16 protein-coding genes are annotated in these 11,813 nt (G+C 33.3%); 14 read left to right on the forward strand and 2 right to left on the reverse strand.

The genetic code is table 11. The features are described 5' to 3' along the window. The first annotated feature begins 10 nt into the window (after nt 1–10). From rpsE to O1Q06_RS00325, 14 genes are all read left to right on the forward strand, one after another. The gene (gene rpsE, locus O1Q06_RS00260; protein WP_410542697.1) at nt 11–523 is read left to right on the forward strand and encodes a 30S ribosomal protein S5; all 513 of its coding nucleotides are present in this window, start codon (nt 11–13) and stop codon (nt 521–523) included. A gap of 3 nt (nt 524–526) precedes the next feature. Beyond that, entirely contained in the window at nt 527–997 is a 471-nt protein-coding gene (rplO, locus tag O1Q06_RS00265; RefSeq protein ID WP_410542698.1) for a 50S ribosomal protein L15, read from the forward strand. Nucleotides 998–1,000: 3 nt separating this feature from the next. Further along, entirely contained in the window at nt 1,001–2,329 is a 1,329-nt protein-coding gene (gene secY, locus O1Q06_RS00270) for a preprotein translocase subunit SecY (RefSeq protein ID WP_410542699.1), read from the forward strand. Further along, nucleotides 2,326–2,967: an adenylate kinase family protein gene (locus O1Q06_RS00275; RefSeq protein ID WP_052265056.1), complete on the forward strand. Its 642-nt coding sequence runs from the start codon at nt 2,326–2,328 to the stop codon at nt 2,965–2,967. The genes secY and O1Q06_RS00275 overlap by 4 nt, the downstream gene beginning before the upstream one ends. Before the next feature lie 59 nt (nt 2,968–3,026). After that, on the forward strand, nt 3,027–3,395 hold the full coding sequence (gene rpsM, locus O1Q06_RS00280) for a 30S ribosomal protein S13 (RefSeq protein WP_410542700.1): 369 nt from the start codon (nt 3,027–3,029) through the stop codon (nt 3,393–3,395). A 24-nt stretch (nt 3,396–3,419) separates the two neighbouring features. Then, nucleotides 3,420–3,806: a 30S ribosomal protein S11 gene (gene rpsK, locus O1Q06_RS00285; protein WP_006012273.1), complete on the forward strand. Its 387-nt coding sequence runs from the start codon at nt 3,420–3,422 to the stop codon at nt 3,804–3,806. A gap of 20 nt (nt 3,807–3,826) precedes the next feature. Beyond that, nucleotides 3,827–4,894 (forward strand): DNA-directed RNA polymerase subunit alpha, encoded by a 1,068-nt coding sequence (locus tag O1Q06_RS00290; RefSeq protein WP_410542701.1) that lies wholly within the window; start codon nt 3,827–3,829, stop codon nt 4,892–4,894. Nucleotides 4,895–4,901: 7 nt separating this feature from the next. After that, entirely contained in the window at nt 4,902–5,330 is a 429-nt protein-coding gene (rplQ, locus tag O1Q06_RS00295) for a 50S ribosomal protein L17 (protein WP_410542702.1), read from the forward strand. An 11-nt stretch (nt 5,331–5,341) separates the two neighbouring features. Continuing rightward, entirely contained in the window at nt 5,342–5,695 is a 354-nt protein-coding gene (locus tag O1Q06_RS00300) for a YraN family protein (protein ID WP_410542703.1), read from the forward strand. 38 nt (nt 5,696–5,733) lie between these two features. Continuing rightward, on the forward strand, nt 5,734–6,282 hold the full coding sequence (gene atpH, locus O1Q06_RS00305) for an ATP synthase F1 subunit delta (protein WP_410542704.1): 549 nt from the start codon (nt 5,734–5,736) through the stop codon (nt 6,280–6,282). Continuing rightward, complete coding sequence (gene atpA, locus O1Q06_RS00310; protein WP_410542705.1) at nt 6,279–7,820, forward strand: F0F1 ATP synthase subunit alpha; 1,542 nt, start codon at nt 6,279–6,281, stop codon at nt 7,818–7,820. The genes atpH and atpA overlap by 4 nt, the downstream gene beginning before the upstream one ends. A 9-nt stretch (nt 7,821–7,829) precedes the next feature. Then, a complete protein-coding gene (greA, locus tag O1Q06_RS00315; protein ID WP_410542706.1) occupies nt 7,830–8,324 on the forward strand; it encodes a transcription elongation factor GreA in 495 nt (164 codons plus the stop codon). A 3-nt stretch (nt 8,325–8,327) separates the two neighbouring features. Further along, the gene (gene ribB, locus O1Q06_RS00320) at nt 8,328–8,972 is read left to right on the forward strand and encodes a 3,4-dihydroxy-2-butanone-4-phosphate synthase (RefSeq protein WP_410542707.1); all 645 of its coding nucleotides are present in this window, start codon (nt 8,328–8,330) and stop codon (nt 8,970–8,972) included. A 71-nt stretch (nt 8,973–9,043) separates the two neighbouring features. Continuing rightward, nucleotides 9,044–10,441 carry a M48 family metalloprotease gene (locus tag O1Q06_RS00325; RefSeq protein ID WP_410542708.1) on the forward strand — a complete coding sequence of 466 codons (1,398 nt, stop codon included), beginning with the start codon at nt 9,044–9,046 and terminating at the stop codon, nt 10,439–10,441. Here the strand turns inward: O1Q06_RS00325 and O1Q06_RS00330 are convergent. Then, nucleotides 10,334–10,669, reverse strand: a complete 336-nt coding sequence (locus tag O1Q06_RS00330; RefSeq protein WP_007302562.1) for a TrbC/VirB2 family protein — start codon at nt 10,667–10,669, stop codon at nt 10,334–10,336. The genes O1Q06_RS00325 and O1Q06_RS00330 overlap by 108 nt on opposite strands. Before the next feature lie 95 nt (nt 10,670–10,764). Beyond that, complete coding sequence (gene fabG / locus O1Q06_RS00335) at nt 10,765–11,499, reverse strand: 3-oxoacyl-[acyl-carrier-protein] reductase (RefSeq protein WP_410542709.1); 735 nt, start codon at nt 11,497–11,499, stop codon at nt 10,765–10,767. Nucleotides 11,500–11,813: the final 314 nt, after the last annotated feature.

Consider the following 11,813-nt stretch of genomic DNA (forward strand, 5'->3'; position numbering starts at 1 on the left):
GGTTTGAAGTATGGCTGTAAAGAATTTACAAAATAATAATGATTTATCAGAACTTTTGGTTTCAGTCCGAAGGGTAACAACGGTTACTAAAGGTGGTAGAAGATTTTCATTTTCAACTTTGGTTGTTGTTGGTGATGGTAAGGGTAGGGTAGGATGTGGAATGGGTAAACACGCAGAGGTTGCTGAAGCAAGAGTGAAAGCTTTAAATGCTGCAAAGAAGTCGATGATTAGGGTGTACTTACGTGAAGGTAGAACTTTACATCATGATATTAAAGCTAAATTCTGTTCTGGTGAGATAGTTTTAAGAGCTGCAAGAGCTGGAACAGGTATTATTGCTGGTGGAGCAATGAGGTCGGTTTTTGAGGTATTAGGTATAAAGGATGTGGTAGCTAAGTCTACTAGATCAAATGATCCTCATAATATTATATGTGCAGTATTTAAGGCTTTTGATGTTATGTTATCTCCTCGCCAAGTGGCAGGTAAGAGGGGTAAAAAGATTAGTGAGATAGTTGGAAATAGGTAAACTATGAATGATGCTGTAAAATTAAATTCTATATTTACCAAATTATCTAAGAAAAAGAAGCCTAAATTATTAGGTAGAGGTATTGGTTGTGGTAAAGGTAAAACATCCGGTAGGGGGCATAAAGGGCAGAAAGCGAGAAGTGGCGTTTCTATAAATGGTTTTGAAGGTGGACAGCAGTCTATATATACTCGTTTACCTAAAAGAGGTTTTAAGCCTATACGCAAAAACTTATACTCTATATTTAATGTTGGGGATGTACAGTGCTTAATGGAAGCTAAAAAAATAGTCAAGGATTCTATCATAGATAAGAAGCTACTGCATAAGTTAGGTTTTATCAGATCTGTTAAAAGTAAAATCAAACTTCTTAATAAGGGTAAATTAAGCGAAAAATTTGTGTTTCATGTTGATTTTGCATCAGAAGCTGCAAAAAGATCTGTAGCTTCAGTTGGTGGTAGTGTAGAAATACTATCGTAAATCATGAACAGTAAATTTGCATTTAATAGTTTGGATTCTACGCTGTTATATAAAAGTGATTTACTAAAGCGTATATTTTTTACTCTAATGGCTTTAGTTTGTTATCGTTTAGGCACTTATGTTCCTATTCCTGGAATTAATCTTGATATAATCAATGATATATTTCCAAAAGAGAGTTCTGGTGTTTTTGGAGTATTTAATTTATTTTCTGGTGGCGCTTTAGCTAGAATGACGATCTTGGCGTTAAACGTTATGCCATACATAGTTGCATCCATAGTTATGCAATTATTATCTTCTGCCGTTAAAGGAATCAATGAAATTAAAAATGACGGAGAGTTGGGACGTCGAAAGATGAACTCTTATATACGCTATATGACTATAGTGTTTTGTATCTTTCAATCAATTACGATCTTAATAGGGTTAGAAAGAATGAATATAGAAGGGGTATTAGTTGTAGTTGAACCTGGTATTATGTTTCGTACTATAGGTGTCTTTAGCCTTTTAGGTGGAACTGTATTTTTAATATGGCTTGGTGAGCGGATCAGTGTGAGCGGTATAGGCAATGGTATCTCATTAATCATTTTTACTGGCATAACGTCTGAATTACATAATGCTTTATCATCTCTGCTAACATTAAATAAAAATGGTAGTATGTCGTTTTTCACTACCCTTTTTGTTATAGCATTGTTTTTTTTACTGCTCCTTTTAGTCATTTTTACAGAATCTTCTTATAGAAAGGTAATTGTTCAATATCCCAAAAAACAGTTTAAAAAATTACATAATGATGATTTTACTTACATTCCATTGAAGATCAATTTATCTGGTGTAATACCAACTATTTTTGCTAACGCAATTTTATTAACGCCTATTTCAATTGCAAATTTCTATAAGGGTCATGCCATTGCTGATTTTATTTTAAACTACTTTATGGAAAATAAAGTGATGTACATTATAACTTACTTAATACTCATAGTACTTTTTAATTTTTTCTATACCAATTTTGTATTTAATCCAGAGGAAAATGCTGATTTTCTTAGGAAAAATGGTGGTTTTATTCCTGGTAGAGGGCCTGGAAAACATACTTCTGATTATCTTCAAGATATAGTTTTTAAATTAACATTTATTGGGTCTGCGTATTTGGTGGTAATATGTACTATACCTGAAATTATGAGGTATCATTATGATATACCATTTATTTTTGGTGGGACGAGCTTGCTGATTATAGTTAACGTTATTACTGATACTATTATGCAAGTACAATCTTATGTTTTTTCAAATAGGTACGATAGTTGGATAAAGAAATATGAGTCTAAAACAAGGAGGCTAAAGTGATTATTACAATTTTTGGTCCTCCTGGCTCTGGTAAGGGTACTCAGTCCAGTTTGTTAATAGCAAAGTATAATTTTAAATTAGTTTCAGTAGGAGATTTATTAAGGAATATTATATCTAGTGGGAGTAAATTAGGTAAAGGAATAAAGGATACTGTTGAATCTGGTAATTTAATTCAAGATGAAGTTATATGTAAATTATTGTGTGACCAGCTTGCATTAATAGATGGTGATTTTTTGTTAGATGGTTTTCCAAGAAATTTAAATCAAGCTCATTTTTTAACTCAAGTTTTGCAAAAAAGATGCAATAGGGATGTTGATCTTGTAATTGAGTTGCAGCTTGACGATAATATTGCAATTGATAGATTAAAAGATCGTCTTACTTGTTTGGATTGTAAAAGTATATATAGTATATCTTCTTTTAAGAATACTACTTGTGCTAAATGTAAAAGTACGAGATTGGAGAAGAGAATTGATGATGCTAATATGCTTGCAATTAATAAGAGGATAAGAGAATATCATTCTCAGATAGAGGGTTTGCGCGAGTATTATAAGGACAAGTTGTTAACAATTAACGCTAATTTGAGTGTTGATAGAGTAATGCAAGAGATTGAAAGTAAAATTTCTTGTAATTTGATTTGACTATAGGTTGTTTTATGGTATAAATTAAGAGTTATTATTAATAAAGTATCGAGGTATCAGTGGCACGTGTTGCAGGCATAAATGTTCCGGTGAAGAAGTGTATTCCTTTTGCATTAACTTATATACATGGTATAGGTATTACTACTGCGAATATAATTTGTCGTAGCTGTAAAATTGATGAGCGTAAGCGTGTTTCAGAATTACAAGATGAAGATATAGAGAAAATTAGTAGTTTTATTAGGCAAAAATATGTCATAGAGGGTGAGCTCAGAAAAAAAGTAGCTATGGATATAAAATCTTTAATGGAAATCGGTTGCTATAGAGGATTAAGGCATAGAAAAGGTTTGCCTGTGAGGGGACAAAGAACCCATACTAATGCTAAAACTCGTAAAGGCAGATCTAAATTGCCCATTACTGGAAAAAAATAAAATTTGTTATTATCGTGAGTTTTTATGAAAAAAGTTAAAACGGTTGGTAAGAATACAAAAAGGTTTATTACTGGTATTGTCCATATTCGTGCAACTTTTAATAATACTTTTGTAAATGTGACTGATGTTTGTGGTAATACGCTTTACCAGACTTCTGTTGGTGCATGTGGTTTTTCTGGTTCGAGAAAATCCACACCTTATGCTGCAGGTAAGGTTGCCGATTCTGCTGCGAAGAAAGTAATAGAGAGATTTGGTATGAAGGTTGTTTCTGTAATAATTCGTGGTCCTGGTTTTGGTGCAGAAGCTGCAGTTAAAGCACTTCGGAATTGTGGATTGACTGTCACTTCAATTGCAGATAAAACGGCGATACCTCATAACGGGTGTAGACTAAGGAAAAAAAGAAGAGTATAGGATATTTGGAAGGTTTTTGTATGTATTATAGTGATAATATCTCTTTCTGTGGAAATTTAGATAGATTAACTAAGCCTAATGCGATTAAGGTAATATTAGGTGATTCAAGTAAAAAAAGTGATATAGTTCTAGAACCTTTGGAAAGTGGTTTTGCTTTAACGTTGGGTCATGCATTAAGGCGTGCAATGTTGTCTTCTCTTCGCGGTAGTGCTGTTTATGGAATAAAAATTGAAGGCGTGAATCATGAATTTACTTCGATCCAAGGAGTTAGGGAAGACATAACTGATATAGCATTAAATATGGGCATGTTGAGATGTAAGTTAAATAACACGTCTAATAAGTGCTTAAATTTGAGCGCTAAAGGGCCTTGTCAAGTATTAGCTGGAATGATAGAAACTGATGACCAATGCTCTATTGTTAATAAAGATTTGGTGATATGTACACTAGGTCAAGATGTGGAGCTTAATATTACTATATATATTGCTAGTGGAAAAGGTTATCTTTCTGTAAATAAATATAAAGAAAATGAGTTTTTAAAGTCTATGAATGAACAAGATTTAATTGGTTTTATTCCAGTTAATGCTTTATATAGTCCTGTTGAGAGGGTTTCGTATAGAGTAGAGAATAGTCGTGTTGGTCAAGTTACTGATAAAGATAAGCTGATATTGTCAATTGAAACTGATGGTACAATCTCTCCAAGTCAAGCTGTTGACTATGCTGCAAGAATATTACAGGAGCAATTTCAGCCTTTTATTAGTTCTGATATGAGTTATAAAAAATCGCAAGTTTCTTTGTCTAGTGGTGCTAAAGATTTGGGCTATGATCCTGTTCTATTGCGTAAAGTAGATGAAATGGAATTATCTGTTAGATCTCATAACTGTCTGAAAAATGAAAATATCACTTACATAGGTGATCTTGTGCAAAAGACGGAAGTTGAAATGTTAAGAACTGCTAATTTTGGCCGAAAGTCTTTGAATGAAATCAAGGCAATTTTAAATAATTCAGGTTTGTCTTTGGGTATGAATATACCAAATTGGCCGCCTAAGGATATAGATGAACTGGCTAAACAACATACTGATGAGGATTAGGTAGTATATGAAACATGGAATAAAGAAAAATAAACTCTCTCGTTGTACCGAGCATAGGTCATCAATGTTAAAGAATCTATCTATCTCGTTAATTAATCATGAGCAGATTGTAACTACTTTACCAAAGGCTAAAGCACTTCGTCCATATGTGGAAAAGTTTATTACAATTGCTAAGAATAACGATTCTTTACATGGTAGAAGGCTTTTGCTTTCACGTCTTCATACTAGTAAGTTAGTAGTTGATAAATTATTAAGCGTTCTAGCTAATCGTTATCAAGACCGTAAAGGTGGATATTCTAGAATAATAAAATTTGGTACTCGAAAGGGTGATTGCGCTCCAATGGCAGTGATAGAGCTAGTTGATAGAGATATTTCAGCAAAAGGTGAGATTTATGGTAAAAATAAAAAAGGAAGCAAAGTAGTTACACAAAGCTAATTATTCTTTTTATGGTAAGTAGGTTACGCTATTTTGTAGGTTACTTTGGAGAATTGTTAGTTTCGATATATTTAAGGCTGAAATTCTATAATGTTATAAAACGTCGCTTCCGTTGTAAGTTGGATGAAATTGACTTGATTGTATCTAAAAAAAGGGAGCTGATTTTTATAGAAGCTAAAACAAGTTTATTTGGAAAAGAAGTACCGATATCTCATTTTCAGTGTCAGTCTATTATAAATTCTTCTAAATATTTCTTAAGTAAAAATCTTGATTTTTTAGATTATTCAGTCAGATATGATTTATGTTTTCTTTCCTTAAGGAGAAGACCTATTTATATAAAAAATGCTTGGATTGAGGAATGGTAGCTTAAATAACTTAGATTTACTAGAATAGGTAATTTAATATGAAAAACAACAATTTAGTTTCATCTTATGCTAGAGCACTGTTTCATGTCTCAGGAAGCAGATTAGGTATTATAAGAAAAGAAGTAGAATTTTTGTTAGCTTTTTTTAAAGATCAAGATGTTTTTGTGTATCTATCTCATCCTATGGTTTCTCTTTTGCACAAAAAAGAAGCGATACTTTCTATAAATGAGAACTTGAGTGAAAACTTAGTCAAATTTATTATGGTTACACTTGCAAACAAGCGCTCCCGTTTATTAATCCTTATATTAGAAAAATTCTTAAATCTTGTAAGGGAAAGTGAAAACGAATTGGAAATTACTATAAAATCAGCGGAGGTTTTAAAGAAACCTGATATAAAAATAATTACTGAATCTTTGAACTTTCTTGGTAAAATAATAAAAGTCAGTAATGTGGTTGATCCTTCTATACTAGGTGGCTTCGTAGTTAGGTATGGTTTTAACTTGATTGATGCTTCGCTTAAGAGTTATTTGGATAGATTGGTTGATTTGAGTAAAATGGAAATGTTGAAAACAAGGAATTGTATATGAAGAATAGCATAAATCCCTCTGAAGTAGTAAACATAATAAAAGAGAAGGTTGAGACATTTGATAATCCTATAAAACGAGAAAATATAGGTGAAGTAATTTCAGTAACGGATGGTATCACATTGGTCTATGGGCTGGAAAAAGCAAAGTTTGGTGAAAAGGTATCTTTTGCAAGCGGTGTAGAAGGAATAGTTCTTGATTTAGATCATGATACAGCTGGAATAGTTGTGCTTGGCAATGACCGTGATGTAAAAGAAGGGGACGTTGTAAAATGTAGTGGTGATGTTGTACAGGTGCCTGTAGGTCATGAATTATTAGGGAGAGTTGTAAATGCATTAGGCGATCCTATAGACGATGGCGGAGAAATTAGAGCCAAGAACAAAATGTATATAGAATCTAAAGCGCCAGGTATTATTGACCGTAAATCTGTGCATGAACCTCTGCAGACAGGAATTAAAATTATAGATTTGTTGATTCCTATAGGTAGAGGGCAACGTGAATTAATTATTGGCGATAGACAAATTGGTAAAACCACTATTGCGATTGATACTATTATCAATCAGAAGAAGATTAATGATGAGGTAAACGAAAATCAAAAAATTTACTGTGTTTATGTTGCTATTGGACAAAAAATTTCGACAGTAGCAAAAGTGGTGAATAAGCTAAAAGAAAGTGGAGCATTAGAGTATACAACCGTAGTTGTGGCTAGCGCATCTGACTGCGCGCCTATGCAATTTTTAGCACCTTATACCGGTTGCACTATTGGAGAATTTTTCCGTGATAATGGAATGCATTGCTTGGTGGTATATGATGATTTATCTAAGCATGCTGTGGCATATAGGCAGATGTCCTTATTGCTCAGACGTCCTCCTGGTCGTGAAGCTTATCCTGGAGATATATTCTATGTACACTCTCGCTTGCTTGAAAGAGCTGCCAAAATGTCTGATGAAAAAGGACAGGGATCTTTGACTGCTTTGCCGATTATTGAGACTCAGGCTGGTGATGTATCTGCATATGTTCCAACTAATGTGATTTCAATTACCGATGGACAAATTTTTCTTGAGTCTGAATTGTTTCACAAAGGATTTCGCCCTGCAGTGAATATAGGTTTATCGGTTTCTCGGGTTGGCTCTGCTGCACAATTGAAATCTGTGAAAAAAGTTGCTGGTTCTATAAAGCTGAGTTTGGCCCAATATAGAGAACTGGAAGACTTTGCTAAATTTGGTTCTGATCTTGATGCTACTGTTCAATTGTCCTTAAACAAAGGTAAATACCTTATTGAATTATTAAAGCAAAAACAGTATTCACCTATGCAAATAGAAGAGCAAGTATTGCTTATGTATATCTTTTCTAATCTGTATGGTCAATTAAATAAGGTACAGGTGAGCAACATCAATAGGTTCGAGTGTGATCTTATCAATTATTTTCAAACTGTTCACCCTGTAGTTTTAAAAAAGTTGTCGGGTGACATGAATGATGATATAAAAGATGATATTCTTGGTATTGTGAGTGATTTTGTCACTCAATTTAATTACGTTTAGGCGGTGATTATGACTTCATCCATTGTTAACAAGTTTCCTATTACAAGGGAAGGTTTTGGGAGTATGCAAGTCGAACTTGAGAAATTAAAGGAAGAAAAACCTTCTATCATACAGGCTATTTCTGATGCTCGTGATCAAGGCGATTTATCAGAAAATGCAGAATATCATGCAGCACGGGAGAGATTAAGTTTTATTGAAGGCCGTATAATTGAGGTAGAAAGTAAACTTTCACATGCAGAAGTGATAGAAGTAAAAAATTTGTCTGGTGATACAGTAATGTTTGGTGCAACTGTTACGGTAAGCATGCTCGGTGATGATAACAGTGAAATTGAATATGTTTATAAGATTGTAGGTGGATATGAAGCTGATGCTTCAAAGCAGTTGATCTCTACGGATTCACCACTCGGTAGTGCTTTAATTGGCAAAAAAGTTGGTGAGTATGTGGAAGTGATAGTGCCAAATGGAGAGAAATTGTATAAAATAGTTAAGATTGAGTTTAAGTAAATCATGGTACAAGTAACTTATCCTTCAATTAGTCTACCCGGTATTTCTTCTATGGAAGATGTATTGAGGGATGCTAGTTCTGGTAAATTATTCATTTTAGTTGACGATGAAAACAGAGAGAATGAAGGTGATCTGATTGTATTAGCTGAGAAATTAGAGCCAGAACATGTGGCTTTTATGGTTAGATACGGTACAGGGATTGTTTGTTTAGCAATGACTAAAGTTCACATGAAAAGGTTAGGCCTTACTTTCATGGAAAAAAAAAATGTTGGTGAAAATCATACTGCTTTTACTACATCAATTGATGCACGTTATGGTATTACTACGGGTGTTTCAGCTGAGGATAGAACAAAAACTATACATGTTGCTATTGATAAAAATAGAACTCAGGATGACATTATAACTCCCGGTCATATTTTTCCTGTGATTGCACATGAGGGTGGAGTAGAGCAACGTGCTGGTCATACTGAAGCAAGTGTTGAGATAGCTAAGTTAGTGGGATGTAATCATTCTGCAGTTATTTGTGAATTAGTGAATGATGATGGCTCTATGATGCGCTTACCCCAGTTGCTTGAATTTGCTGAACAACATAATATTAAGTTAACTACCATTGATAAACTTATCAGTTACGTTCAAAATTTAAACTAGCGTTTATAGATTCGTATAGTTTAAGTGTTAAAATACAAAATTCCTCAAAGTTATACAAACAAGGAACTTCCGTGTCTAAGCTTTTTGTTTTACTATTTTTTTTCGTATACTGTAATAGCGCTTACTCTGTTAGTATTATTAGAGATAGTGAAGTGGAAGCGGTAGTTAAGGATCTAGCGCAACCTTTATTTTCTGCTGCGGGTATTGATAATGATAAAATAAAAGTTTTTATAGTTGATGATAGATCGATTAATGCTTTTGTAATTAACAATAATAGCATTTTCATTCATTTAGGGCTTTTACAATATTCGACTGAACCTTATGTCTTACTTGGTATATTAGCACATGAAATTGCTCATATATCTGCTGGTCATGTATTACAAATGAGTAGTGCTGTAGGTTATTTTCAATCAATAGCAATGATTAGTTATATGGTAGGATTAGTTTCTAGTATTGTCATTAACCCTCAGGTTGCGAGTGCAATCTTGCTTAGTGGTGTAACGCTTAGTTCAAGGTTGTTTTTTAACTCTTCTCAAGAGCAAGAGAGTGTAGCAGATAGCTATGCTTTAAGATACCTAGATGAATCTGGCTATGATAATTTGGGTATGAAAGAGATTTTTGACTATTTTAAGAGTATTGAGCATGAAAACACTGAAGAGTATTTCCGCACTCACCCACTTAGTGATAAGCGTATATTTGCTGTACAGAATTATGAGGTTAAAAACAATATAAAACCAATCCTTGCAGATAAATTGCTGAAGTTTGAGCGTATGGTTGCAAAGCTAGACTCTTTTTTTGCTCCTATTCATGTGTTATCTAATAAATATGAAGGTAGTTCTAAGTATGTAAATGCTGTAATTCACTATAGGCAAGGAAAGATAGAAGAGGCTATTACTAAAGTTAATTCATTGATTCAAGAGTCACGCAATGATCCTTATTTATATGAATTAAAAGCGGAGATGTTATACAAAGCTGGAAATTTAAGTGAAGCAATAAAAATGTATGAAGAATCACTTAGATATTTATCTGAGAAGAATAACTATTTAGTGAAACTTGCGTTATCTCATACTTTATTATTACACGGTGAAATAGAGAAGGCAATTTTTTACCTAGAGCAGGTTGCAAACGTAGAAACAAATAACGCCTTTGTCTGGAAGTATTTAAGTATTGCATATAAACGTAGCGCTGATATGGCAATGTATTATTTTGCTTTGACGAAAAAGGCTTGTATTGAAGGTAATTTAGAGAAATTTATGAAGTACGCTGAGTTAGCTATTAAAACTTTACCGAAAGACAGTCATTATTTGTTACAGATTGAAGACATGAAGGAACAATACACACAAAAACATCCTGATCTTAAGTTATTTTTCCCCACACTTGCTCAACATACTATCTTGTTTAATGCTATCGGGTATAATTTTCATTATAATCGCTTTGGCACCAAAAAATACACCACAAAACATACCTAGGGCAAAGAGAGCTGGCCATGGCATTCTACCAAATATTGCAAGCAAAGCTGCACCTATTATGACTACAGTCATAAGTGGTCCACCTATTCCCCAAATATAACCAATAATATTGCATATTACTTGGGCAGTTGTATCATCTATATCAGTAGCAGCATTTGCGTAATCTGAAAAAGAGAGAAACAGCACTATACACAAAGCATTAAAAAATTTTTTTATTATATAGCTCATTCTTTTGCCTCCAAGTAATAAACTAGTGTGAATCTAAATTTATATATACATTTATTTTAGAGTAAAACTCATAATTTGTCCATAAATAAGTGTTGCTACATAAATAGCCCACCATTGATGTTAAGCACATGCCCTGTTATATATTTTGCTTCGTCGCTTGCTAAAAACAATACCCCTGCTGCTATTTCTTCTCCTGTTCCCGTTCTTTTCATTGGAATATTATCTAATATTTTTTCTTTTTGTTTTTCATTTAAAACTTCAGTCATCTTAGTATCTATAAACCCAGGAGCAATGCAATTTACTGTTACGCCACGACTTGCAACTTCTTTTGCTATAGATTTGCTCATAGCTATTATTCCAGCTTTTGATGCTGCATAATTTACTTGCCCGGCATTTCCTGTCAATCCTACTATTGAAGAAATATTTATGATTCTTCCCCAATTATTTTTAATTAATTTCTTGCATGCTTCTCTATTTAGCCTAAATGTGGAGGTCAAATTAATATCAATCACCTTTTGCCATTTTTCATCTGTCATTCTCAACGCCAAACTGTCTTGTGTAATGCCTGCATTGCATATGAGTCCATCAAAGCCTTTCATCAACTCACTTGCTTTATTTATTAGTTGATTTACCTCTTCAGACTTTGATAAGTCGCAAGGAAGTACGTGAATGTTTTTTTCATATTTTTTAGCAACTTCTTCGAGTACTTCTTTTTTTGTACTAGAAATACATAAAGTTGCTCTGGCCTTATGCATAATTTCTACAATTGCCTGGCCTATTCCACCTGATGCACCAGTAATCAGAAACTTCTTATTCTCTAATCCAAACATAATAATTTTTATATTGCTTCAGCTCTTAACAGAATATTAAAAGACTTGCAATAGATTTTTTGCATAACTTTCATTTAATAGAAGCTTCTTGATAAATCTTGTATTTATTGGCGAAATTATGGCGGCTGCATGCCTTTTTTATTTTTTCTATTCAGCCTTAAACACGCTTCGTTTAAGCGTTAGCACATTATCAATTACAGTAATAAAATCAGCACCATGTGGATTCTTTTGCCTTTTTTTGATTGGTAAATTTCTTAATACTTATAGCTAAAGTAATTTAAGAGAGCCAGCGCGTGACTAGTTCTTATTACTTG

The organism is Wolbachia endosymbiont of Tetranychus urticae, from assembly GCF_046529255.1.
Taxonomy (GTDB): Bacteria; Pseudomonadota; Alphaproteobacteria; order Rickettsiales; family Anaplasmataceae; genus Wolbachia.

What these genes read in the sequence shown, in the direction of transcription:
- rpsE (WP_410542697.1), top strand. Translation starts at nt 11, where the DNA reads ATGGCTGTAAAGAATTTACAAAATAATAATGATTTATCAGAACTTTTG.
- rpsK (WP_006012273.1), top strand. Translation starts at nt 3,420, where the DNA reads ATGAAAAAAGTTAAAACGGTTGGTAAGAATACAAAAAGGTTTATTACT.
- O1Q06_RS00300 (WP_410542703.1), top strand. Translation starts at nt 5,342, where the DNA reads ATGGTAAGTAGGTTACGCTATTTTGTAGGTTACTTTGGAGAATTGTTA.
- greA (WP_410542706.1), top strand. Translation starts at nt 7,830, where the DNA reads ATGACTTCATCCATTGTTAACAAGTTTCCTATTACAAGGGAAGGTTTT.
- atpA (WP_410542705.1), top strand. Translation starts at nt 6,279, where the DNA reads ATGAAGAATAGCATAAATCCCTCTGAAGTAGTAAACATAATAAAAGAG.
- rplO (WP_410542698.1), top strand. Translation starts at nt 527, where the DNA reads ATGAATGATGCTGTAAAATTAAATTCTATATTTACCAAATTATCTAAG.
- ribB (WP_410542707.1), top strand. Translation starts at nt 8,328, where the DNA reads ATGGTACAAGTAACTTATCCTTCAATTAGTCTACCCGGTATTTCTTCT.
- atpH (WP_410542704.1), top strand. Translation starts at nt 5,734, where the DNA reads ATGAAAAACAACAATTTAGTTTCATCTTATGCTAGAGCACTGTTTCAT.
- O1Q06_RS00290 (WP_410542701.1), top strand. Translation starts at nt 3,827, where the DNA reads ATGTATTATAGTGATAATATCTCTTTCTGTGGAAATTTAGATAGATTA.
- rplQ (WP_410542702.1), top strand. Translation starts at nt 4,902, where the DNA reads ATGAAACATGGAATAAAGAAAAATAAACTCTCTCGTTGTACCGAGCAT.
- fabG (WP_410542709.1), bottom strand. Translation starts at nt 11,499, where the DNA reads ATGTTTGGATTAGAGAATAAGAAGTTTCTGATTACTGGTGCATCAGGT.
- secY (WP_410542699.1), top strand. Translation starts at nt 1,001, where the DNA reads ATGAACAGTAAATTTGCATTTAATAGTTTGGATTCTACGCTGTTATAT.
- O1Q06_RS00330 (WP_007302562.1), bottom strand. Translation starts at nt 10,669, where the DNA reads ATGAGCTATATAATAAAAAAATTTTTTAATGCTTTGTGTATAGTGCTG.